At 71.8% G+C, this 20,606-nt stretch carries 26 protein-coding genes and 2 pseudogenes; 17 read left to right on the forward strand and 11 right to left on the reverse strand.

The genetic code is table 11. The features are described 5' to 3' along the window. Positions 1–12: 12 nt before the first annotated feature. Entirely contained in the window at positions 13–561 is a 549-nt protein-coding gene (locus QSK36_RS33150; protein WP_183533691.1) for an RNA 2'-phosphotransferase, read from the reverse strand. A 91-nt stretch (positions 562–652) separates the two neighbouring features. On the opposite strand from QSK36_RS33150, the gene QSK36_RS33155 reads away from it, so the two are divergent. The 3 genes from QSK36_RS33155 to QSK36_RS33165 all read left to right on the forward strand — a co-directional run bounded on the left by QSK36_RS33155 (position 653) and on the right by QSK36_RS33165 (position 2,351). Next, positions 653–1,390, forward strand: coding sequence for a helix-turn-helix domain-containing protein (locus QSK36_RS33155; RefSeq protein WP_285785102.1), 738 nt, complete (start codon positions 653–655; stop codon positions 1,388–1,390). A gap of 75 nt (positions 1,391–1,465) precedes the next feature. Next, the gene (locus tag QSK36_RS33160) at positions 1,466–1,849 is read left to right on the forward strand and encodes an IclR family transcriptional regulator domain-containing protein (protein WP_285785103.1); all 384 of its coding nucleotides are present in this window, start codon (positions 1,466–1,468) and stop codon (positions 1,847–1,849) included. A 124-nt stretch (positions 1,850–1,973) separates the two neighbouring features. Further along, positions 1,974–2,351: a helix-turn-helix domain-containing protein gene (locus QSK36_RS33165; protein ID WP_139577728.1), complete on the forward strand. Its 378-nt coding sequence runs from the start codon at positions 1,974–1,976 to the stop codon at positions 2,349–2,351. A 3-nt stretch (positions 2,352–2,354) separates the two neighbouring features. On the opposite strand, the gene QSK36_RS33170 is transcribed toward QSK36_RS33165, so the two are convergent. Beyond that, positions 2,355–2,951 (reverse strand): ClpP family protease, encoded by a 597-nt coding sequence (locus QSK36_RS33170; RefSeq protein ID WP_183532839.1) that lies wholly within the window; start codon positions 2,949–2,951, stop codon positions 2,355–2,357. After that, the gene (locus QSK36_RS33175; protein ID WP_183532840.1) at positions 2,948–3,556 is read right to left on the reverse strand and encodes a ClpP family protease; all 609 of its coding nucleotides are present in this window, start codon (positions 3,554–3,556) and stop codon (positions 2,948–2,950) included. Before QSK36_RS33175 ends, QSK36_RS33170 begins: the two co-directional genes overlap by 4 nt. A gap of 276 nt (positions 3,557–3,832) precedes the next feature. On the opposite strand from QSK36_RS33175, the pseudogene QSK36_RS43590 reads away from it, so the two are divergent. The 11 genes and pseudogenes from QSK36_RS43590 to QSK36_RS33225 all read left to right on the forward strand — a co-directional run. Continuing rightward, positions 3,833–4,048, forward strand: a pseudogene (locus QSK36_RS43590) (cupin domain-containing protein); the annotation flags it as partial. Next, entirely contained in the window at positions 3,945–4,406 is a 462-nt protein-coding gene (locus QSK36_RS43595) for an alpha/beta hydrolase (protein WP_352241339.1), read from the forward strand. The pseudogene QSK36_RS43590 and the gene QSK36_RS43595, both read left to right, overlap by 104 nt. 42 nt (positions 4,407–4,448) lie before the next feature. Continuing rightward, positions 4,449–5,333 (forward strand): dioxygenase family protein, encoded by an 885-nt coding sequence (locus QSK36_RS33190; RefSeq protein ID WP_285785105.1) that lies wholly within the window; start codon positions 4,449–4,451, stop codon positions 5,331–5,333. Next, positions 5,330–6,163, forward strand: coding sequence for a fumarylacetoacetate hydrolase family protein (locus tag QSK36_RS33195; RefSeq protein WP_285785106.1), 834 nt, complete (start codon positions 5,330–5,332; stop codon positions 6,161–6,163). Before QSK36_RS33190 ends, QSK36_RS33195 begins: the two co-directional genes overlap by 4 nt. Then, a complete protein-coding gene (locus QSK36_RS33200; RefSeq protein WP_285785107.1) occupies positions 6,160–6,663 on the forward strand; it encodes an FAD-dependent monooxygenase in 504 nt (167 codons plus the stop codon). Before QSK36_RS33195 ends, QSK36_RS33200 begins: the two co-directional genes overlap by 4 nt. Before the next feature lie 158 nt (positions 6,664–6,821). Then, positions 6,822–7,103 (forward strand): annotated as a pseudogene (locus tag QSK36_RS43600) (FAD-dependent monooxygenase); the annotation flags it as partial. Between the two features lie 98 nt (positions 7,104–7,201). Continuing rightward, positions 7,202–7,360 (forward strand): aromatic-ring hydroxylase C-terminal domain-containing protein, encoded by a 159-nt coding sequence (locus tag QSK36_RS43605; RefSeq protein WP_352241341.1) that lies wholly within the window; start codon positions 7,202–7,204, stop codon positions 7,358–7,360. Between the two features lie 111 nt (positions 7,361–7,471). Beyond that, entirely contained in the window at positions 7,472–7,747 is a 276-nt protein-coding gene (locus QSK36_RS33210) for a StsA-related sactipeptide RiPP (RefSeq protein WP_183532843.1), read from the forward strand. 86 nt (positions 7,748–7,833) lie between these two features. Then, on the forward strand, positions 7,834–9,303 hold the full coding sequence (gene stsB / locus QSK36_RS33215; protein WP_352241331.1) for a StsB family radical SAM/SPASM domain sactipeptide maturase: 1,470 nt from the start codon (positions 7,834–7,836) through the stop codon (positions 9,301–9,303). 11 nt (positions 9,304–9,314) lie between these two features. Next, positions 9,315–9,626 (forward strand): PqqD family protein, encoded by a 312-nt coding sequence (locus QSK36_RS33220; protein ID WP_285785110.1) that lies wholly within the window; start codon positions 9,315–9,317, stop codon positions 9,624–9,626. A gap of 67 nt (positions 9,627–9,693) precedes the next feature. Then, positions 9,694–11,127, forward strand: coding sequence for an NAD(P)/FAD-dependent oxidoreductase (locus QSK36_RS33225; RefSeq protein WP_285785111.1), 1,434 nt, complete (start codon positions 9,694–9,696; stop codon positions 11,125–11,127). Positions 11,128–11,222: 95 nt separating this feature from the next. On the opposite strand, the gene QSK36_RS33230 is transcribed toward QSK36_RS33225, so the two are convergent. From QSK36_RS33230 to QSK36_RS33250, 5 genes are all read right to left on the reverse strand, one after another. Then, positions 11,223–12,257 carry a methyltransferase gene (locus QSK36_RS33230; protein ID WP_285785112.1) on the reverse strand — a complete coding sequence of 345 codons (1,035 nt, stop codon included), beginning with the start codon at positions 12,255–12,257 and terminating at the stop codon, positions 11,223–11,225. Further along, complete coding sequence (locus QSK36_RS33235) at positions 12,250–13,515, reverse strand: cytochrome P450 (RefSeq protein ID WP_285785113.1); 1,266 nt, start codon at positions 13,513–13,515, stop codon at positions 12,250–12,252. The genes QSK36_RS33230 and QSK36_RS33235 overlap by 8 nt, the downstream gene beginning before the upstream one ends. Before the next feature lie 239 nt (positions 13,516–13,754). Next, positions 13,755–14,330 carry a hypothetical protein gene (locus QSK36_RS33240; RefSeq protein WP_285785114.1) on the reverse strand — a complete coding sequence of 192 codons (576 nt, stop codon included), beginning with the start codon at positions 14,328–14,330 and terminating at the stop codon, positions 13,755–13,757. 19 nt (positions 14,331–14,349) lie between these two features. Beyond that, a complete protein-coding gene (locus QSK36_RS33245) occupies positions 14,350–14,784 on the reverse strand; it encodes a hypothetical protein (RefSeq protein WP_285785115.1) in 435 nt (144 codons plus the stop codon). Between the two features lie 2 nt (positions 14,785–14,786). Beyond that, the gene (locus QSK36_RS33250; protein ID WP_221263145.1) at positions 14,787–15,704 is read right to left on the reverse strand and encodes an ABC transporter ATP-binding protein; all 918 of its coding nucleotides are present in this window, start codon (positions 15,702–15,704) and stop codon (positions 14,787–14,789) included. Between the two features lie 311 nt (positions 15,705–16,015). On the opposite strand from QSK36_RS33250, the gene QSK36_RS33255 reads away from it, so the two are divergent. Continuing rightward, on the forward strand, positions 16,016–16,267 hold the full coding sequence (locus QSK36_RS33255) for a LuxR C-terminal-related transcriptional regulator (protein ID WP_139577711.1): 252 nt from the start codon (positions 16,016–16,018) through the stop codon (positions 16,265–16,267). Between the two features lie 222 nt (positions 16,268–16,489). Then, positions 16,490–16,834, forward strand: a complete 345-nt coding sequence (locus tag QSK36_RS33260) for a hypothetical protein (protein ID WP_183532856.1) — start codon at positions 16,490–16,492, stop codon at positions 16,832–16,834. 291 nt (positions 16,835–17,125) lie between these two features. On the opposite strand, the gene QSK36_RS33265 is transcribed toward QSK36_RS33260, so the two are convergent. Together QSK36_RS33265 and QSK36_RS33270 are read right to left on the reverse strand one after the other, a co-directional pair. Further along, the gene (locus QSK36_RS33265; protein ID WP_285785116.1) at positions 17,126–17,977 is read right to left on the reverse strand and encodes a siderophore-interacting protein; all 852 of its coding nucleotides are present in this window, start codon (positions 17,975–17,977) and stop codon (positions 17,126–17,128) included. 88 nt (positions 17,978–18,065) lie between these two features. Then, positions 18,066–19,040 carry a helix-turn-helix transcriptional regulator gene (locus QSK36_RS33270; RefSeq protein ID WP_285785117.1) on the reverse strand — a complete coding sequence of 325 codons (975 nt, stop codon included), beginning with the start codon at positions 19,038–19,040 and terminating at the stop codon, positions 18,066–18,068. 118 nt (positions 19,041–19,158) lie between these two features. On the opposite strand from QSK36_RS33270, the gene QSK36_RS33275 reads away from it, so the two are divergent. Continuing rightward, complete coding sequence (locus QSK36_RS33275; protein ID WP_285785118.1) at positions 19,159–19,554, forward strand: RidA family protein; 396 nt, start codon at positions 19,159–19,161, stop codon at positions 19,552–19,554. Between the two features lie 200 nt (positions 19,555–19,754). Here the strand turns inward: QSK36_RS33275 and QSK36_RS33280 are convergent, their stop codons facing one another. Then, positions 19,755–20,471, reverse strand: coding sequence for an NADPH-dependent F420 reductase (locus QSK36_RS33280; protein WP_285785119.1), 717 nt, complete (start codon positions 20,469–20,471; stop codon positions 19,755–19,757). Positions 20,472–20,606: the final 135 nt, after the last annotated feature.

The raw sequence follows: 20,606 nt of genomic DNA on the forward strand, positions 1-20,606 counted from the left end.
TGGGGCAGCCGTCTATCGGTCGCTTCTCCAGCGGATGAAGTGCGGCGGGACGTGGTCCACCAGCCAGACGCCGTTGGCGCTCACCCGGAAGTGACGCCCGGCGGCGTGCATCGCCGCCGCGTCCACCACGAGCACGACCGGCTTCCCTCTGCGCGCGCCGACGCGGGTCGCGGTCTCCCGGTCGGGCGACAGGTGGACGTGATGGCGTGCCATCGACCGCAGCCCCTCTGCGCGAATCGCCTCAACGTTCCGGGCGACCGTGCCGTGATAGAGGATCGGGGGCGGCTCGACCACCGGCAGGTCGAGGTCGACGGGCACCGAGTGCCCCTGGCTGGCCCGGATCCGATCGCCCTCGATCACGTATCGCCGCTTGTCGTTGTCGGCGACCACCTGCTCCAGTTCGGCACGCGAGATCGGAAACCCGTGCGAGGCCGCCGCCGTCAGCAGGGCGTCGATGTCCACCCAGCCGTGCGCGTCGAGTTCGATGCCGATGCGCTCGGGCTGGTGCCGCAGATGCTTAGCCAGGTACTTCGAGACCCGCACCAACCGCCGGTCGTCCATTTTCCTCCAGTCCACGCTGCCTCGCACCCTATGGTGCCGGTCGGATGGCAGGCCCCGGCACGCCAGGGATGACCGGTAGGCTTCGGACCCTATGGACAGCTCGATCTTGGAGAAGGTCCGCGAGCTCCGCGGACAGGGCCGCTCTCCCAAGCAGATCGCCCGCGCCCTGGGCATGGCGCCGGCGGCGGTCGCACCGTACGTCAGGGCGGTGGCCGAGCAGACGGGCGGGCAGGCCGCCGAGCCCGAACTCTCGGGGTGCTGGATCAACGCCGGCTGGGGCGAGGGACTGGGCGTCCCGGACACGAGCGGCTGGGCGGACGACGTCCCGGACGGTCAGGAGACCGCAGGCACGGTGAGCGTGGTGGTGGCGCGCAAGCACGGCTGGGACAAGCTGTCGGTCTGCGCCTACCTCGTCGACGTCTACTGCCTTGGCGTCAAGCACGCCCTCGGCCCCGACGTGATGAGCGAGGTGGAGCTGCACCGCTTCCTCCCCAAGTGGTTCAGGATCTACCCGTACGGCTGGCGGGAGGCGCCGCTCGACCTGGTGCGGCACCTCGTCTTCGGCGCGGTCGACTACGCCCGTGACCTCGGCTTCGAGCCGGCGGCGGACTTCGCCGGGGCGGCCGGACACCTCGGCACGTGGGAGGAGAAGGCGGCCATCACCTTCGGCAAGGACGGCAGGCCCTTCTACCTCGCGGGCCCCAACGACGACGCCAGGCACGTCGTGAAGACGCTGGAGCGGAGGGTCGGCCCGCCGCCCAACTTCGACTTCTTCGCCCCCATGCCCGAGTCGCCGATCTCACTGGGCGGTCACCGGCTCACCCCCTGACGCCGGGGTACAGTGCCGGCAGGCAAGACGAGCGCGGAGACTTCCGATGAGTCCGACGAGAGAGCACGCCCGCCCATGAACGGCCCGGGGGCGCCCGCGCACCGGGTCAGGGGCAGCCGGCCGCCGCACGGCGATCCGGTGGTCGATCGGGCGCTGTCGCCCCTGGCCGCCTTCGACACCCGGCACCGGCAGCTCGTGCACGAGCCGGAGCGGACCGCGGTCTCCCCCGCCGAGTTGCGGCGGACGCTGGCCGAGGTGCGGCGGGAGGGGCTGGCCACGGTCCGTCGCCACGCTCCCGAGCCGCTGGTCACCGTGGCGGCGCCCATCTTCGCCGCCGGGGGCCGGATCGCGGCCGCGTTGTCCGTGGTCGTGCCGGAGGAGCACGCCGAACCGCGGCTGCTCGGGCCTGCCGTACGGACGGCGGCTCGCTCGATCACCCGGGGTCTCGGCGGGTCCTGACGTCCGTCACCGCACCTCCGGTTCCTGATCTCGCCTGCGCCCTGTTCACCCCGCTTGGTCGGCCCGCTCACCTGTCCGCGAACAGACGGTCCGCTCGGGGTCCGGACGTGCCAGACTGCCAGGCATGGCAGCCTCGGGCCGATCAGTGGTCATCGACATCCGGACGCGCCGGGCCGGCAAGGAGCGCGGCCCGGCGATTCCCGACGGCCCGGACCCGTTGCTACGCAGGGTGTACGGGGAGATCCTCCGCGACGAGCGGCTGGACCAGGACCGCACGCTCGACGACGTGGCGCGTGCGGTGGGCATGTCGAAGCAGTATCTGTCGGAGGTCGAGCGCGGCCGCAAAGAGCCGTCGTCGGAGATGCTGCGTTCGGTGTGCGACGCCCTCGGGTTGCCGATCGAGCATCTGCTCACCCGTGCCGTCCGGCGGATCACGGCGTCGCGGCGGATCGCGACGCCCGGGTCGGCCGGTACGCCACGGGTGCAGCTGCTGGCGGCGTGAGCGCTACGACGGCTCGCGGGTGATGATCAGCTCGTCGGCCAGGCCGTACTCGACGGCCTCGCGAGCGCCGAAGACGCGGTCCCTCGCGGTGTCCTCGCGCAGCCGGGCGACGTCCACCCCGGTGTGGAGGCTGAGGATCTCCTCGGTCTGCGCGCGTACGCGCATCACCTCGGCCGCCTGCAGGGTCAGGTCGGAGATCGTGCCCTGCCCCTGCGTGGACGGCTGGTGCAGCAGCACGCGGGAGTGCCCGAGCATGAACCGCCGTCCGGGGGCGCCGGCGGCGAACAGCACCGCGGCGGCGGAGGCCGCCTGGCCCATGCAGTACGTCGCGACCTTCGCGCGGATGAACTGCATGGTGTCGTAGATCGCGAGCATCGCGGTCGACGAGCCGCCCGGGGAGTTGATGTACAGGTTGATCTCCTGGTCCGGGCTCTCCGCCTCCAGGTGCAGCAACTGTGCCATCACGACGTTGGCGACGCCGTCGTCGATCTCCGTTCCGAGGAAGATGATGCGCTCGTTGAGCAGCCGGCTGAAGATGTCGAACGACCGCTCCCCCACCGGGGTCTTCTCGACCACGTACGGGATCGTGTACTGGCTCATGACGAGAACCCCATCCGGTTGGGAACGGCGTACGGCGCGATGCTGTGGAAGGAGTCGACGATCGTGTCGATCATCCCGTAGTCGCGGGCCTGCTCCGGGGTGAACCAGCGGTCCCGGTCGCTGTCGGCGGCGATCTCCTCGATCGTGCGTCCCGTTTCCGCGGCGAGGATCTCCTCGGACTGCCGCTTCATGTACTTGAGGTTCTCGGCCTGGATCGAGATGTCGATCGCCGTGCCGCCGATGCCGGCCGACGGCTGGTGCATCATGATCCGGCTGTGCGCGAGGCTGATCCGCTTACCGTGTGTGCCGGACGCCAGCAGCACCTGGCCCATGCTCGCCGCCATCCCCAGCGCGACGGTGACCACGTCGTTCGGCACCAGCTTCATCGTGTCGTAGATCGCCAGCCCGGCCAGCACCGACCCTCCCGGCGAATTGATGTACAGGATGATGTCGCGTTCGGAATCCGCCGATGCCAGCAACACCATCTCGGCGCACACCCGCTCGGCCATCTCGTCGTCGACCTCTCCGGTCAGCAACAGGGTCCGTTGCTGGAACAGCTTCTCGTTCAGCCGATCCCGGTAACTCGTGCTCGGTGAAACACTCATGGCGCAGTTGTATCCGCCGCAGTCCCGCGACCTGTCGATATGTCTGCTGAGGGCAGACCGGTGGTACGCCGTGGTGAGAAGGCCTGCCGCTCAATGGCAGGCGCCTGGCGACCGGCGGCCGGGGTGGCGCATCATCGGCCAGTCCGCCCACGCCGAGTTGGAGACGCGATGAGCTTCGAATATCTGGCCGACCCCGAGAGCGGCCCGCGGTGGAAGGGAATCCTGCCGGGCGCCCCCGAGGCGTTCTTCCTCAGGCGCGGCGAGGGCGAGCACGCGATGCTGTTCACCGACCTGTTCACCGTGCTGCTCAGCGGCGACGAGACCGACGGCCAGCTCGGGATCTTCACGATGGACGCGCCGAAGGGCCGGCTCATCCCGGCACACACCCATCAGGACACCCACGAGACCTTCTACGTGGTGGAGGGCAAGGTGCGCGTCCACGTCCAGGACCGCGAAGGGACGAAGACGTCGCGGCTGCTGGCCCCCGGCGACTTCGGCTTCGTCCCGGCCGGGCTGGCGCACGCCTACCAGGTCGAGGAGCAGGCCCGCGTGCTCGGCGTGGCGACCGGCGGCTTCGAGCGGTTCTTCCAGCAGATGGGCACGCCCACCGACCACGGTCACCCACGTCTCCCCCGGCGCACCGCCGTTCCTGCTGCTGCACGGCCGGGCCGACCGGATGATCGCCTGCGCGCAGAGCGAGCGGCTGTGCGAGGAGTTGCGCGGGACCGGCGCCGAGGTGGACCTGCACGTCTACGACGGCGCGGACCACATGTGGCAGGGCGCCCCGGAGAGGGCCCGCGACGCGCTCGACCGCACGATCGCGTTCCTCAGGGAACGGCTCCACGCCTGAGCGATCCGGAGCCCTCCTTCTTCCCGACGACAGGAGATCCGCATGACCGATGAAGACCGCGTCCGGGAGGACCGTCTCGACGCCCTGCTGTCCGCCGTGCTCGGCCGGATCGGCGGAAGCGACCCGCGGCTGCGCGAGCTGACGACCTCGCTGGTCCGGCACCTGCACGCGTTCGTCCGCGAGGCCCGGCCGACCGAGGACGAGTGGCTGACCGGGATCGGCTTCCTCGTGCGCACCGGGCACACCTGCACCGACCGGCGCAACGAGTTCATCCTGCTGTCGGACATGCTCGGCCTCACCTCCGCGGTCGACGAGGTCAACCACGCCGGCCCGGCCGAGGCGACGCCGTCCTCCGTTGAGGGACCCTTCCACGCCCCCGCTCCCCCGCGCGAGAACGGCGCGTGGATCGCCGAGGGCCCCGAGCGCCGCCCGGGGCAGGTCATGGTGGTGCGCGGGCGGGTCACCGACACCGGCGGCACGCCGATCGGGGGCGCCACCGTCGACATCTGGCAGGCCGACGACGCCGGGCACTACGACAGCCAGGACCTGGCCCAGCCGCCCGGCAACCTGCGCGGCCTGTTCACCACCGGGGCCGACGGCGCGTACTGGTTCCGCAGCGTCGTCCCCTCCAGCTACCCGGTGCCCACCGACGGCCCGGTCGGCGGGCTGCTGCGCGCGCTCGGCCGTCACCCGATGCGCCCGGCCCACATCCACTATCGCGTGGAGGCTCCGGGACACAGGCCGGTGACCACGCACGTCTTCGTCGCCGGTGACGAATACCTGGATTCCGACGCCGCGTTCGCCGTCAAGGAGGAACTGATCGTGACGCCCGTCATGCGCCGGGAGGGCGAGTCCTACGGGCTGGACGGCCCGTTCGCCGATTTCGTGTTCGACGTGCGGCTCGTTCCGCTGGAGGTGACCCGGTGAGGCTCGTCGGGATTCGCGAGAGACGGCGGGTTGACGTCGCCGTCCAGATCGGCGACCGGGTCACCCCGATCGCCGAGGTCGGCGACTTCTACGCCGACCTCGATCACTGGCTGCCGCAGGCCCGCCGTACGGACACCGGGCTGCTCCCGGTCTCGCACGTCGACCTCGCCCCGCCGGTGCCGCCGTCGGCCCGGGTGGTGTGCGTCGGGCTCAACTACCGGGCGCACGCGGCCGAGGGCGGCTTCACCCCGCCCGAGCATCCGACCGTCTTCGGCCGCTGGGTCGCGTCCCTCACGGCGGGCGGGACGCCCGCCCCGGTGCCGGCCGGCGAGCCCGGACTGGACTGGGAGGGCGAGGTCGCCGCCGTCGTGGGGCGGCGGCTGACCGACGCCGACCAGGCGAGTGCCGCGGCGGCCGTGCTCGGCTACGCCGCCTTCAACGACCTCACCGCCCGCACCGCGCAGAAGCTCACCGGGCAGTGGACGCTGGGCAAGAACGCCGACCGCAGCGGGCCCATGGGCCCGCTGGTCACCGCCGACGAGGTCGGCGACCTGGCCGACGGGCTGCGCGTACGCACCCGGGTCAACGGAGAGACCGTCCAGGACGGCAACACGCGCGACATGATCTTCAACGTCGGCGAGCTGCTGTCGCGGATCAGCCGCACGTTCACCCTCGAACCGGGCGACGTGCTCGCCACCGGCACGCCCGAGGGCGTGGGCTATGTGCGCAAGCCGCCGCGCTTCCTGCGGCCGGGCGACGTGGTCGAGGTGGAGATCGACCGGCTCGGCGTGCTGCGCACGCCCATCGTCGGCCCCGACCAGCGGCCGTGAACGTCCCCGTCCTCGTCGCGGGCGGCGGGCCGAGCGGCCTGGCCGCCGCCGTCGAACTCGGGCGGCGCGGCGTCGAGGTGCTCGTCGTCGAGCCCCGGGCCACGCTGGACACGCTGCGCCCGCGCGCGAAGACCACCAGCGTCCGCACGATGGAGCACCTGCGCCGCTGGGGCCTCGCCGCCCGCCTTCGCGCCGCCTGCCCGCTGCCGGTCGCGCACGCGCAGGACGTCGTCTTCTGCACCGGCCTGTTCGGGCATGAGATCACCCGCTTCCGTGAGGCGTTCGGCCTGACGACGTCCCGCCGCGAGGAGTACGCCGAGGCGGGGCAGCAGGCGCCCCAGCCGCTGGTCGAGCGGGTGCTGCGCGAGGCCGCCGCCGAGCTGCCGGCCGTACGGCTGCTCACCGGATGGCGGGTCGCCGAGATCACCGACGGCGACGACGAGGTCCGGGCCGTGATCGAGGGCCCCGGCGGGGAGACCCGGCGCGTCACCGCCCGCTAGCTGCTCGGCTGTGACGGGGGCGGCGGTGTCAGCCGCACCGCGATCGGGGCCATGTATGAGAGGTCCTCCGGCGCTTCCGCAGCCGGGCGCTACGGGATGGGCCGTTGTGCGCGGACGGCGTGCACTACTGGGTGATCGGCGCCGAGCGCGGCGGGCTGATGGGCCGCCTGGACCTCGACGGCACCTGGTGGGCGATCATCCAGGGCGTGGACCAGGCCGCCGAGCCGGCCGACCCCGCTCGGCTGTTGCGGGGCCTCGCGGGCGCCGACATCGACGTCGAGGTGCTGGCGACCGACCCGTGGTCGGCGCGCATGCTGCTGGCCGACCGCTACCGGGGCCGGCGGGTCTTCCTGGTCGGCGACGCCGCCCATCTCAACCCGCCGTGGGGCGGGCACGGCTTCAACACCTGCGTCGGGGACGCGGTGAACATCGGCTGGAAGCTCGCCGCCGTGCTGGGGGGCTGGGCGCCGGAGTCGCTGCTCGGCAGCTACGCCGCCCGCTGGCGGACGCCGCGGCCCGGCGGTCGGCGCCGCTCGATGTGCTCGACCTGTCCACGCTGCCGGGGCTGGAAGAGCGGTACGGCGCCGCCCTGGTGCTGGTGCGGCCCGACCAGCACGTCGCGTGGCGCGGCGGCCGCGCCGAGGATCCGGACACCGTGCTGGCCCGTGTTCTGGGGGACGGCGTCCCCGCGGCCTGACGACCTCGCCGCCCATTGCGGCTAGCCCACGTTTGTGGGGTTGTCTCACCCACTTCTCACCAGCACATACTCGACATACACCGCATTCCCGTCAGACAGAGAGGTGAAGGCATGGCCTTCGATCCGAGGGAAGCTCTGCGTGAAGCCGGCATCCTGAACAGCCCGCTGGCCGCCGAAGTCGAGGAGGCGTTCGCCACCTTGACCCGGGAGGAAGTCGCCCTGCTCATCTCGCTCAAGGACAAGCTCCCCACCGCGCTGCCCGGTGTGCTGGCGCACGCCGGCGCCGGCGGCGAGTGGTCCCGGCCCGAGGTGGAGGCCCACACCGTGCCGGTCGAGGGCAAGTGCCTGTGCGGAGCCTGGTCGGGCTCCGGGTCCGGGGCGGACTAGTCAGGACGGTTTCGCGGGTGCGGCTCCGGCCGCGCGTCACCCACAGAGTCTGGGGCCGCACCTGCGGCTGAGCGTAAAGGGGAATGATGCCTGGGAAACTCGCCCGGAACCGCTCGTTGATCGACGTACCGGCAGACCTGACCTACTTCGTGCACGACGGGAAGTACCTGGTCCTCAACCCGCAGGTGGGCGGCCGGATCGTCCTCGACGCGCGTGAGTTCGCCGTCCTGGCGGCACTGGCCCGCCCCCGGGCGGGCGGGGAGCCGGCCCCCCTCGGCGAGACCGACGAGACCGGCGAGACCGAGCGGACCCTCGCCAAGCTCATCCTGAACTGCATCGTCTACTACAACGGGAACCGCCCGAAGCTCAGCATCAAGGAGCCGGCGCTCCGCCAGGTGTATTACGCGATCACCGACGGCTGCAACCTCCGCTGCCCGTACTGCTACGCCTCCTCGGAGAAGTGCCTGCCCGGGGAGCTCACCACCGCCGAGTCGCTCGGCCTGGTCTCCCAGGTCGCCGCCATCGGGGCGAAGACCATGATCTTCACCGGCGGCGAGCCCATGCTCCGCAAGGACCTGTTCCGCATCGTGGAGTACGCCAACGACAGCGGACTGACGTCGAACATCGTCACCAACGCCACGATGATCAGGACGCCCGCGCAGGCCGAGCGCTTCGCCGAGCTGTTCGGCATGGTCACGGTGAGCGTCGACGGCGGAACGGCCGAGACCCACGACCGCACCCGCGGCGCCGGCTCCTTCGCCCGGACCTACCGCGCGCTGCGGCTGCTCAACGACGCCGGTGTGGTGCCGCGGATCAACCACATCGTCACCTCCGACAACGTGGACGAGCTGGAGGACTTCGCGAGGTTCGCCGAGGGGCTCGAGGTCCACAGCATCCGGCTGATGTACCACAACGACCTGGGCCGGGGCGAGACCGACGAGTACGACTTCGGCTGGGAAGACCACATGCGGATCCAGCAGATCACCTGGACGTCTCCGGCCGCAGGCAAGCTGTTGCCGGACGGCCCGCGGCCGATCACGCCGTGCTCGGTGAAGGCCAACTGCGGGATGGGCGGCAACGAGATCTACATCAACTCGCTGGGCGACGTGTATCCGTGCAAGCTCGTCACCGGACGGTCGCACCACGCGGGCAACGTACGGCGGCAGCCGCTGTCGGAGATCTTCGCCGGGCCGCTCCTGCGCGGGATGCGCACCAGCACCGTGCTCGGCGGCGACTACCACGCCGACTGCGCGAAGTGCTACATCAAGGCGTCCTGCGGCGGCGGATGCCGGGCCGCGCACATGGCGGAGTCCGGGGACCTGCGGCGAAACAGCCGCCACCAGTGCCGCATCCTGCGGCACGGCATCGCCACGCAGCTGTGGATGGAGGCCGGTGTCAGCCGCTTGGAGCTCGCCGCCGACGAGCGCGAGATGACGACACCCCGCCTGGTCGTCAACGGCGACGTCCATCCCGTCTTCGACGACTGGAAGACCTATGTTCCCCCCTCGCGCGGCACCGTCAGGGTCGGCGAGTTGCTTCCCATCACGCCGGTATAGAGGAGGTCGATGTGTCACTGCGGATCAGTGAGGCCGTAATCTGGCAGGAGACCGGGGAGGGCGTCTCGCTCTACAACACCGAGACGGGCAACTTCCACAGCCTGAACGACACCGGCTCCCGGATATGGAGGCTGGTGGCGAGCGACGGCGAACGGGAGCCGGTCATGTTCAAGCTGTCCCGCGAGTTCGCCGGCAGCAACTCCGCGATGAGCAGGCGCATCGTGGCCGATGTCGAGGAGTTCATCGGCGCGATGATCGAGCAGGGCCTCATCGAGGAGATCCCGGCCGAGGAGCCCGCGGTCAAGGAAGAGTCGCTGTCGTGACGCGTCCGCCGGCACCGCATCCGCCGGCGCCGTGTCCGCCGGTCGCGCGTCCGCCTGGCCTCGCCCGATGAGCAGGGCGGTCGTCCTCGGCGGTGGCCTCGCGGGCGTGCTCGCCGCCGCCGTGCTCGCCGGGCACGCGGACGAGGTGGTCCTGGTCGAAGGCGACCGCTACCCGTCCGCTCCGCGCCCGCGGCGGGGGCTGCCCCAGTCGCACCACAGTCACGTGCTCGTGGCCGGCGGCGCGCGGGCGCTGGACGCGTTGCTGCCCGGAACGGTCGACGCCCTGCTCGCGAACGGCGCCCACCTGCGGGGCCTGCCCGGCGACGCCCTCATCTACTCCGCCGACGGCTGGTTCCGCCGTCTCCACACCGACGCCCACCTGATCTCCTGCACCCGTGGGCTGCTGGACCAGGTGGTGCGGCGGCGGGCGCTCGGCGGCGGCGACGTCGAGGTCTGGGAGGACACGCGGGCGCTCGGGCTCACCGGAGACGAGGCCCGGATCACCGGCGTCTCGGTCAGCCGGCAGGGCGCCCCGCCCGAGACCGTACGCGCGGACCTCGTCCTCGACGCGACGGGACGCCGGTCGCAGTCGCCCCGGTGGTTCGCCCAGATCGGTGCCGGGGACGTCGAGGAGGTGTCGGTCGCCACCGGGCTGGCCTACGCGACGCGCCTCTACCAGGCGCCCGGCGACCTGGCCACCGCGATCCCGGCGATCATGCTGCACCCGGGGACGGCGAAGGGGCAACCGGCGCGGGGGGCGACGTTGTTCCCCGTCGAGGACGGCCGGTGGATCGTCACGCTGACCGGCACCCGGGGCGGCGAGCCGCCGACGGACGAGCAGGGCTTCACGGCCTTCGCGCGCTCACTGCGCCACCCCATCGTGGCGGACCTCATGGCGGAGGCCACCCCCCTCGGCGTCGTCCGGCCGTACCGCGACACCGTCAACAGGAGGCGGTTCTTCGAGCGGGCGCGCCTGCCCGCCGGTTTCGCCGTCGTCGGCGACGCCGCCGTCGCGGTGAATCCCGTCCACTCGCACGGGATGTCGGTCGCCGCGCTCGGCGCGCTCAGGCTGCGCGAGGAGCTGGCACGGCACGGGCTCGGGCCGTCCCTGTTCGCCGGGCTCCAGGCCGCCCTCGCGGCGGAGGCGGAGCGGTCCTGGCGGATGGCGATCGAGCAGGACGGAGAGCGGGTGACAGAGCGGGCCGGGGAGCGGGTCACAGAGCGGGCCGGCTTCGACGGTGCGCCGCGACGGGAGCCCAACGCGTTCGAACGCGAGATCCGCACCCGCCTGGCCCAGGCGAAGCTGAGCAGCCCGCGGCTCGCCGCCGACTTCTTCGGCGTCCAGACGTTGATCTCCGGCGACACCGCGACGGACAGGTCGGAGATCGCCCGGGTGCTGACCGGGCGGCCGGAGCCCCTTCTCACCGGCGAGGAGGCGATCGGGCAGTACCCGGCCCTGGCCGCGTGGCGGCGCTCGCGGTTCGCCGCCGCGACCAGCTGAGTCCGCACCCGCTGAAAGCCCGCACCCGCTGAACTCCGCACCCGCTTAAAGCCGTGCCCGCCTCACGGGTTCACAGCGCGGTCCGGGGGCGGCGCTCAGGCCGGCTTCGCGACGAGGGCCCGGATCTCCGAGCCCCCCAGCGGGGGCGTGACCTCGGCCAGATCGAAGCCGGCCGCGGCGAACAGGTCCCGGAACTCGGTCATGCCGCGTTCCCGGCCGCCGGTGTAGACGAGCATGGCGATGTCGCTCATGACGGCCCCCGCCGCCTCCGGCGTGCCGAGGCCGGACGGCATGACCGGCTCCAGCACGAGCAGGCGGCCGTCCGCCGCTATCGACCTGCGGCAACTGCGCAGAAGAGCGATGCAGCGCCGGTCGTCCCAGTCGTGCAGGACGCCCTTCACCAGCATGACGTCGCCCGCGGGCACCGCCTCGAAGAAGTCGCCGGCCTCGATGGAGCACCGGTCGGACAGCCCCGCCCGCCGGAGCTCCTCGGCGGCGCCCGCGACCCCCTCGGCGGTGTCGAACAGGATTCCCTTGATGCCCGGGGTCGCGGCCAGCACCGCGGCCAGCAGCGAGCCGTTCCCGCCGCCCACGTCGACCACGGTGTGGGCGCCGGTGAAGTCGTACGCCCTGGGGAGCGCGGGCGCGATCTGTTCTGTGCCCTCGCGCATCGCCCTGTTGAACACCGCCGACAGCTCCGGGTGGCGGGCGAGGTGGTCGAACAGCGGCCTGCCGTGCACGTGGTCCCACGCCGCCTCACCGGTCCGGACGCTGTGGGTCAGCGCCCCCCACGCCCGCCAGGTGTCGGGGGCGCCGAGCAGCAGGAGGCTGGAGCGCATCGACCACGGGTGGTCGGCGCGCAGCGGCTGTCCCTGCTCCGTCAGCCCGAACCACCCGGGCTCCCCCTCCTCCGCCACGCCCAGCACCACCAGCGCGCGCAGCAGCCGGCCCAGCGCGTGCGGGTCCGATTCGGTCGCCTCGGCGAGCCGCGTCACCGGTACGTCCCCCTGCGCCAGCAGATCCGGCACGCCGAGCCGGACGGCCGCGTAGAGGATCTGCGAGGACGCGTAGCCGAAGGCCATCCGGGACAGGTTCGCGTACCCCGCGAGGCCTCGCGATCGGTCACTCATGGGCCGGCTCCTTTCGGCGTCTGACAGGTGTCTGGCGAGCACGCAGCCGCAGGGGGAGGCGGCGCACCCCGTGCAGGAACAGGTCGGGCGTCCACTCGAGGCCGGCGGGATCGACCGCCAGGACGATCCCGGGGAAGCGGCGCACCAGCGCGCCGATCGCGGCCGCGGCCTGCAGCCGCGCCAGCGCCGCGCCGAGGCAGAAGTGGACGCCGTGACCGAAGCCCAGGTGGCGGTTCGGGCTGCGGCCGATGTCGAAGACGTCCGGCCGGGGAAAGACCGCCGGGTCGCGGTTGGCCGCCAGCAGCACCGGCACCACGATGTCCCCGCGGGGGATCACGGTCCCGCCGATCTCGACGTCGGCGAGGGCGTACAGCGGCCGGGAGTGCCCGACCGGGCCGTTGTAGCGCAGCGCCTCCTCGACCATCGAGCCGATCAGCTCCGGGCGGGCGCGCAGCCGCTCCAGCTCGCGTGGGTGCCGCAGCAGCTCCAGCACGCCGTTCCCGATCAGGTTGACCGTCGTCTCGTCCCCGGCGAGCAGCAGCTGGAACACGCTGGAGATCAGTTCGACGCGGCTGATCCCACCCGCCCGCTCCGCCTCGGCGAGCCGGGACAGCAGGTCCTCCCCCGGGTGCGCCCGCCGCTCGTCGATCCTCTCGTTGGCGTACGCCATGAACTCCATGCCGGCGCGGCGCACCCGGAACGGATCCCCGCTGCCCACGATCTCGTCGCTCCACGCGCGCAGCCGGGCGCGGTCCTCGAAGGGCAGGCCGAGCAGCTCGGCGACGACCAGGATCGGCAGCGGCAGCGCCAGGTCCCGGATAAGGTCGGCCCCGCCTCCGGCGGCCGCCATGCCGTCCGCCAGTTCGCCCGCGACCCGGTGGACGTGCCGCTCCAGCACGGCCACCGTACGGGTGCCGAAGGCCGGCGCCATCAGCCGGCGTATGCGGGTGTGGTCGGGCGGGTCGAGATGGAACACGTTGCGCCGCAGCATGGCCAGCGGGTCGCGGCTCTCCGCCCGGCGGTGCGGCGCGGCGAGATCGGGGGGCAGCCGGTCGAGCTGACGCCCGACGTCCGGGTCGAGCAGCGCGCGCTGCACGTCGGCGTACCGCGTCAGGTACCACAGCACCCGGCCGCTCGCCGGGCTCACGTACCGGTAGACCGGCGCGTGCTCGCGCATGCGGTGGAACAGCGGGTGGGGGTTCGGACGATGCCGCGCGGCCGCCGGGTCGAACGGCTGCTCGAGCGTGGTCGCGGTCATGACCCTCTCCTCGCGGGGCGCGCCGACGGTTCTGGACACGGCCGTCCGCCGGGGCGCACCCGGCCGACGTCAGCGGCTCCCGTGCTCATGGTCGCGCTCCCCTCCTCATTCGCTACGCGGGCGGCCTCGTCCCTCGGCCCACCGCTCCGCTCACTCGTCGGCTCGCCGCTCGGCTCATGGTCGCGCTCCCCTCCTCATTCGCTACGCGGGCGGCCTCGTCCCTCGGCCCACCGCTCCGCTCACTCGTCGGCTCGCCGCTCGGCGGCACGCGCGTTCTGGACGTCTAAGGCGAAGAACCTCCTGACGGTGTGTCCCAGCTCCTGCATGCCGGTGAAGCCCCGCCGGGCCAACTCCACCTCCGCCAAGGTCCCCTTGCGGTGCCAGTGGCGCAGGAAGATCTTCGCGCAGATCTCCGGCGGCGGGACGGCGAGCCTGCCGCGGGTCCGCTCCGCCACCTCGTCGGCGCGGGCGACGATCTCGGACCACTCGTGCCAGTGGCCCGACTCCCTGACCCGTTCCAGGACGACCGGTCTCCAGTCTTCCGACTGCCAGATCGGCCAGACCCGCACCATGACCAGCCGGAGCTGCTCGGCGACCGGCAGGGCGGCGAGCTCCGTTTCCGTGAGCCACGACGCGAGGACGGGCGGCGGGGCGGCGGGCTCGGCGACCCCGAGCCCGGCACGGGCGTACGCCTCCAGGCCGAGGCCTTGAGCTGCGGCGAAGTCCGTCAGCAGGCCGGTCAGCGCCTCCTCGTGCAGGCGGGGGTAGTCGTCGCCGAACAGCCGCCCCGCGTTCACTACGTCGAGGTCGGTCATCCACCTGCCGGGCGCGTACTCACGCCTCGACCGCCATTTGAGCGCCTCGTAGTGGGTGATCCCCGTCAGCGCCTCCGGCGATCATCTTGCCGAGCAGGAAGCGCGACCTGCGCATGGGGTACGACCACAACTGCGTGGCCACCCCGCTCATCTCCTCCTGGAACACGGCCATCGCGGACGTGCCCGCCGCGCTGACGACCGACATCGCCAGCGTCATGGGGAGCAGGAAGACCGCGAACCCCACGCTGACGCCCTTGTAGTCGACGACCCTGACGAGGTTGCTCAGCGAGGTGTTCACCAGCAGCAGGTACACCAGCATCGGCGTCAGGCCGAGGATGAGGTAGACCCGGTTGCGGGCGAGTAGCGCGTACTCCCGGTAGAGCACCGCGGACAGGTCCGCCGCCCTCGCGGTCCGGGCGGGGGGCGCGGTGTGGAAGTGCAGCCCGGCGGCCATCGTCACCCCTCGTTCCCGGTCATCCGGAGGAAGACCTCCTCAAGAGAGTCCACGGCGGTCGACACTCCGGTGATCGCGATCGCGTGGTCCTGGCAGTATCGGGACAGCTCCGGCAGCACGTCGCGCGCGTTCGCGTCGTCGATGCGCACCTCGTCGTCCTCGGCCTTGGCCCGCAGCCCCGCGGACTCCGCCCAGGCGGCCACGAGACCGCCAGAGGCGGGGTCCTCGACGGTCACCAGCAGGTGGGTGCTGCCGAACTCCTCCACGAGTTCGCGCGGCTTGGCGAAGCGCAGCACCTTCCCGCGGTCGATGACGAGGACGCGTTGGCTGTTGCGCTCCAGTTCGTCGATGTGGTGGCTGGTCCACAGCACGGTCACACCGTGCTCCTCGCGCAGCCAGGTCACGAAGCGCTCGACCTGGCGCCGCCCCGCGACGTCCAGGCCAGCGGAGGGCTCGTCGAGGATGAGCAGCTGCGGGATGGTGAGCAGCGCCCGCACCAGTTGCAACCGCTGCCGCTGGCCGCCCGACATCTGGAAGACCAGGCGCTGCATCGCACCGGTGAGGCCGAGGAAGTCCGCCACCTCCAACGCCCACGGCCGCACGTCGCGCCACCGCAGCCCGCGGAACCGGGCGGCGATCCGCAGGTTGTCGAGCGCCGGCAGCATCATGTCGAACGGACCGGTCTGGTGCATCGCCCCGATGCCGCTCTTCGCGAGGACGGGCTGGCGCACCGGATCGGCGTCGAAGACCCGGATCTCACCGGAGGTGGGGGTGGTGACTCCGCAGATCATCTTGATCAGTGTCGTCTTGCCGGCGCCGTTGGGGCCCAGGAGTCCGACGGTCTCCCCCTCGGCGATCTCGAAGGAGACGTCGTCCACGGCCGGTCTCTCGCTGCCTCGATAGCGTTTGGTGAGCCCCACGGCCGTCACGACATCTCTCAACACAGCCTGCCCTTCACTTCGCCCTCCCGCTGTCGGTCTGCTCCCGAGCGAAGTGAGCGGCTCTCCGCTCGTCCCCAGGCCTGACCGGAACGTGTCGCAGGTCGAGTATGAGCCGGGGACGAGCAGGTAACACAACCCCACAAACGTGGGCTACCGGCGTGGCCGGGAGGACCATAACCGGGGCCATGGTCAAGCCATACCGATCGTTAAGCGCCCCTTTCTAGGGTCGCGCAAAAGGGACCCCTACCAGGCTCCCTTCAGTCGAACGGCGATCCGACCCGGGACTGCACATGGACCTTGTTTCCGACGGCCTGATAAATGATCGCGACAGGTGGCTGATCGTCATGCTGGCCAGGGGCTACACGACGACGAGGATCGCCCGCGAGATGCACCTCAGCCGGTACACCGTGGCGGAGCGCATCAGCAAGCTGCTCGTCCAGTTCGCGTGCAGCAACCGCAGTCAGCTCGTGGCCTACTTCTACGCGCACCGGCTCCTGAACGTCGGCATCTGGCCGCCCAGCGTCTCCGGCGTCGTCGGGTAGGCCGGGTCGCCCGTCCACGCGCGGAGGGGGCAAGGCCGGCGCGGCGCACGTCCACGGGCGGGCAGGAGGAGGCTGGCGCGGTGCGTCCCTGCCCGGGCGCGGTGAACCCCCGCCCGGTCACCGTGCCGGGCTCGGTGCTCCGGGCCGCGTCATCGGCCGGATGCCGTCGCCTCACGTGACGCACCGGCTGACGGCGACGCGGGCGCCGCTGGCGACGACGGCGTGGCCGAGTTCGCCGCCGACCCCGTGGCCGACCCCGTGGCTGCTTTCGCGGCCGAGGCGGACGGATGCGGCGAGGCGTTCGCGACGGGCGTCGCCGTGTCCGGCGCTCCGGCGGAGATGAAGACCAGCACCCCGGTCCCGACGGCCACCACCGCCACGACCGCGGCGGTGGCGTACGTGACCCTGCGCCTCAGCCGCCTACGCTCCTCGCGCCGCATGGCTTCCTCGCGCCGCATGGCGGCGCGCATGCGCTTCACCTTTCGCTGTGACATGGGCACTCCCGAGACCGCTCCCCGAGACATCGTCGGGCGTCACCATAGCCGCGAGCGCGTAACGCGGATCTAAAACAGCCCGGCGCCGCGCCCCACCCCGACGTCCGCACGCCGTCGCGGCGCGGCTGACCGTGCATCGACGCTGCAGGACCGGCTCGCGCACGCCGAGCCTCTCCTCGGGTGGACCGTGCGCGACCCCAGGGGCGGCTGCGCCTTCAGCTCGCCTTCGCGCTGCGCCGCCTGGACCGCGACACCGGCTCTCCATGAGAGAGCCGATCTTCCGGGCATCGGTTTCCCGCTGACGCCGGTTGCCCTCTGTCGCCCTTCGGGCGCTTGCGCGAAGACGCGGGCCGCGTGGCCGTTGTCAGCCGCCGAGGGCGGCGGACTCCTCTTCCTCGATGCCGCGGTTCCACTCCCGCTTGGAGGACTGCCAGCCGTCCTCGTCACGGCCCCGCCGCCAGTAGCCGGAAATCGACAACCACTCCAGCGGCAGGCCGCGCTCCACCCGCAGGTATCGCCGCAGTTCCTTGACGAAGTTCGCCTCGCCGTGGACGAAGGCGTGCACGACGCCCTCGGGGAACTCCAGCTCCCGCACCGCCCGCACCAGCGCCTCGCCCACCTGCGCGCCGCGGCGGTGCAGCCACACGATCTCCGCATCGCCCTCCGTCTGCAGCTTCTGCTCCTCCTCCGGGCCCTCCACCTCCACGAACACCCGGGCGGGCGTCCCTGCGGGGAGCCGCTCAAGTGCGGCGCCGATCGCCGGGAGCGCACTCTCGTCCCCGGCCAGCAGGTGCCAGTCCGCCTCCGCGCTCGGCGCGTACGCCCCGCCGGGGCCCAGGAAGTGGATCACGTCGCCCGGCCGGGCCCGCAGCGCCCAGGGCCCGGCCAGTCCCTCGTCCCCGTGGTAGACGAAGTCGATGGTCAGCTCCCGCGCCTCCGGGTCCCAGGCCCGGACGGTGTAGGTCCGGGTCTTCGGCCACTGATCGCGGGGCAACTCGGCCCGGATCACCGCCATGTCGAACGGCTCCGGATAGGCTGCACCCGGCAGCGGGAACAGCAGCTTCACGTAGTGGTCGGTGAACTCGCCCGCCTCGAAACCGGCGAGCCCCTCACCGCCGAGCACCACCCGGATCATGTGCGGGGTCAGCCGCTCGGTGCGCTCCACCACGCCGGTGGTCGCCCGGGGTGCGCGCCGTGCCGGTTCGGTCGTCGCCATAGGTGGTTCCCTTCATCAGACTGCTTAGGTAAGCCTAACCTCGTTCTGAGGAAGCGCGTCGGCGGCAGCCCATAGAAGGCGACGACACTCAGGATGAGGCTGCGTAGCGGGTGGCGATCGCGGCGGCGCGGTTGCGCAGGGAGTTGCGCAACCACTGCGGGGCCAGGGCTTCCGCGTTCGTGGTGAGCTGCCACAGCGCCCATTCGGCGTGTCTCTGATCTTGGAAGGTCACCTCAAGCCGCAGCCAGCCGTCTGGGTCGGATTCCTCGGCGCGGACGGCCAGCGCGGTGCTCACCAGGTCCTCCCGCCGCGCCGGGTCCACCCGTACCAGCACGGCGACTTGGTCGCCGCCGGTCCGAAACCGCGTGCTGCGTTCCTGCCAGGCCCGGCCGAGATCGACCCGGTCCGGTCGCTGGGCGGGTTCGGCGAGTTGCTTGGCGGCCAAGATCCGGGACAGCCGGTAGGTGCGGTCGGCGCCAGACTTCGTGGCCAGCAAGTAGCCCCGGTCGCGTACGGTGACCAGGCCGATCGGGTCCACCGTGCGCCACTCCGGGGTCTGGTCCACAGGCGCGTAGCGGATTTGCAGCTTGTGTCCGGCGAACACGGCGCGCAGGACCTCGGCCACTATGGCGTCGGGGACCTCCTCAGCGACCAGCCGACGCGAGAGAAGGTCGGTCTCCGGGTCGATGAGCAATCGCTCGGCCGCGCCGGCCGCGGTGTCCCGATAGCTTTCGGGTAGCGCGTCAACCACCTTGAGCATCGCCGAAGCGAGCGCCGAGCCGAGGCCGAACGCCTGCGCGCCGCGCCGCGATCCGGCGACCAGCAGGGCAAGGGCCTCGTCGTGGTTCAGTCCGGTGAGCTCGGTCCGGAAACCGGGCAGCAACGCGAACCCGCCGTGCCGCCCGCGTTCGGCGTAGACCGGGACGCCGGCTGCGGACAGCGCCTCGATGTCGCGCAGCACGGTGCGGGTGGATACCTCCAGCTCGCGGGCCAGCGCGGCCGCGGACAGCCGACCGTGCTGCCGCAGCAGCAGCACCAGCGAGACCAAACGGTCGGCGCGCATACGAGGACTTTACCGAAATACACGACACAGGATGTCGTGATTCGTTGGGAGGCTCATGAACGCGGCCAAAGCCGATCGACGTACGTGATGTCGACGAATCGAATGGAGCTGATGTGGCATGGAGCGAACGGCGGTCAACCCGTGGACGTGGTCGGTGGAGCTGGGGTACAACCAGGGTGAGATCGTCTCCGGGCACACCCGGACCCTGTACTGCGCCGGGCAGACCGCGATGGGCGGCGACGGCAAGCCCCGGCATGCCGGTGACATGGCGGCGCAGTTGGCGCTGAGCCTCGACAACCTGGAGGCCGTGCTCGGCGAGGCCGGCATGTCCCTTGCGAACCTCGTCCGGCTCAACGTCTACACCACCGACGTCGATCGGCTCTTCGAGCACTACGGCGTGCTGGCGTCGCGGTTGGGCGCCGCCGGGGTGGCACCGCCCACCACGATGCTCGGGGTGACACGGCTGGCGATCCCCGATCTGATGGTCGAGCTTGAGGGGACCGCCGTCGCGTGATGGGACCTCGCCGCTTCCGGCAGGGCTGCCGCAGGCGGCACGAGTAGTAGGCAGGTGGGTGATTTCGCGGCGGCAGGCGGCCGGGGTGGTGCGCAGGGCGGTGTGGAAGCGGCGGCGCAGGCTGACCGCCGAGGAGAGGCCGACGCGGGTGGCGATGGTCTCAACGGGCAGGTCGGTCTCCTCCGCGCCCACCGCGCCGATCAGGGCGTCGGATGGGGCGACGACGTCACCCCGCCGCGCGCGCGGAGCACCTCGCCGCCGCGCTGCGACTCGGGGAAACGGTCAAGCAGGGCGCGCAGTTCGGCCGCGTCGACGTTCGCGCCGAACGGCTCCGTCCCCGGCTCCATGCGGACGCCCTCGGCGAGCGGGCCGACGATAACCGGGTCGAAGCCGAGCGCGTCCACGATCGAGGCGACGACCTCGACATCGTCCGGATCGTCGCCGGCGATGGCGATCGCGCGGCGGCCGGGAGCGCCGGCGGGACGGGTGCTCTCTTCCAGGTCGTGGTAGCCCATGTGGTTGAAGGCTTTGACGACCCGGGCGTGAGGCAGGAACGCCTGGACGATCTCGCTGGAGGACGTACGCGGGTCGGTGAGGTCGTCCCGCACCCCGTCCACCTCCCACCAGTAGTTCATCGCGTCGAGCACCAGCTTGCCCCGCAGCGCCTCGGCGGGGACGTTGCGATGCTTACCAAGTGGCAGGGCCAGCACCACGACATCCGCCTCGGACGCGGCCTGCACCGCCGTCACCGCGACCGCCCCGGGCGTGACGACCTCGACGATGAGGGAGATCCGTGCGGCCTCCCCGGAGCCCGCTATCAGGACGCGGTAGCCGGCCGCGGCGGCGAGGCGGGCCAGGACGGTGCCGACCTTGCCGGCACCGAGGATGCCGATCGTACGAACGTCGCCGGGTTTCATGGTCGCTCTGATGTTCACCGCCTTTCGTGGAGTCCCTTTGGTTGACTGGCATGCCTGAACCCCGAGAGAGGTCAGCATGCCGAGGAGCTATCCCCCCGAGTTCCGTCGCAAAGTCCTGGACCTGCTGAAGGCCGG

It is taken from the genome of Microbispora sp. NBRC 16548, from assembly GCF_030268985.1.
Lineage (GTDB): Bacteria > Actinomycetota > Actinomycetes > Streptosporangiales > Streptosporangiaceae > Microbispora > Microbispora catharanthi.

Bases quoted from the DNA above. Each gene is read 5' to 3' on its own strand.
- QSK36_RS33270 (WP_285785117.1), bottom strand. From the start codon at position 19,040: ATGCGCGCCGACCGTTTGGTCTCGCTGGTGCTGCTGCTGCGGCAGCAC.
- QSK36_RS33160 (WP_285785103.1), top strand. From the start codon at position 1,466: ATGAACGGCCCGGGGGCGCCCGCGCACCGGGTCAGGGGCAGCCGGCCG.
- stsB (WP_352241331.1), top strand. From the start codon at position 7,834: ATGCCTGGGAAACTCGCCCGGAACCGCTCGTTGATCGACGTACCGGCA.
- QSK36_RS33240 (WP_285785114.1), bottom strand. From the start codon at position 14,330: ATGACCGACCTCGACGTAGTGAACGCGGGGCGGCTGTTCGGCGACGAC.
- QSK36_RS33265 (WP_285785116.1), bottom strand. From the start codon at position 17,977: ATGGCGACGACCGAACCGGCACGGCGCGCACCCCGGGCGACCACCGGC.
- QSK36_RS33225 (WP_285785111.1), top strand. From the start codon at position 9,694: ATGAGCAGGGCGGTCGTCCTCGGCGGTGGCCTCGCGGGCGTGCTCGCC.
- QSK36_RS33150 (WP_183533691.1), bottom strand. From the start codon at position 561: ATGGACGACCGGCGGTTGGTGCGGGTCTCGAAGTACCTGGCTAAGCAT.
- QSK36_RS33280 (WP_285785119.1), bottom strand. From the start codon at position 20,471: ATGAAACCCGGCGACGTTCGTACGATCGGCATCCTCGGTGCCGGCAAG.
- QSK36_RS33170 (WP_183532839.1), bottom strand. From the start codon at position 2,951: ATGAGCCAGTACACGATCCCGTACGTGGTCGAGAAGACCCCGGTGGGG.
- QSK36_RS33275 (WP_285785118.1), top strand. From the start codon at position 19,159: ATGGAGCGAACGGCGGTCAACCCGTGGACGTGGTCGGTGGAGCTGGGG.
- QSK36_RS33230 (WP_285785112.1), bottom strand. From the start codon at position 12,257: ATGAGTGACCGATCGCGAGGCCTCGCGGGGTACGCGAACCTGTCCCGG.
- QSK36_RS33175 (WP_183532840.1), bottom strand. From the start codon at position 3,556: ATGAGTGTTTCACCGAGCACGAGTTACCGGGATCGGCTGAACGAGAAG.
- QSK36_RS33210 (WP_183532843.1), top strand. From the start codon at position 7,472: ATGGCCTTCGATCCGAGGGAAGCTCTGCGTGAAGCCGGCATCCTGAAC.
- QSK36_RS33245 (WP_285785115.1), bottom strand. From the start codon at position 14,784: ATGGCCGCCGGGCTGCACTTCCACACCGCGCCCCCCGCCCGGACCGCG.
- QSK36_RS33165 (WP_139577728.1), top strand. From the start codon at position 1,974: ATGGCAGCCTCGGGCCGATCAGTGGTCATCGACATCCGGACGCGCCGG.
- QSK36_RS33255 (WP_139577711.1), top strand. From the start codon at position 16,016: ATGGACCTTGTTTCCGACGGCCTGATAAATGATCGCGACAGGTGGCTG.
- QSK36_RS33190 (WP_285785105.1), top strand. From the start codon at position 4,449: ATGACCGATGAAGACCGCGTCCGGGAGGACCGTCTCGACGCCCTGCTG.
- QSK36_RS33155 (WP_285785102.1), top strand. From the start codon at position 653: ATGGACAGCTCGATCTTGGAGAAGGTCCGCGAGCTCCGCGGACAGGGC.
- QSK36_RS33235 (WP_285785113.1), bottom strand. From the start codon at position 13,515: ATGACCGCGACCACGCTCGAGCAGCCGTTCGACCCGGCGGCCGCGCGG.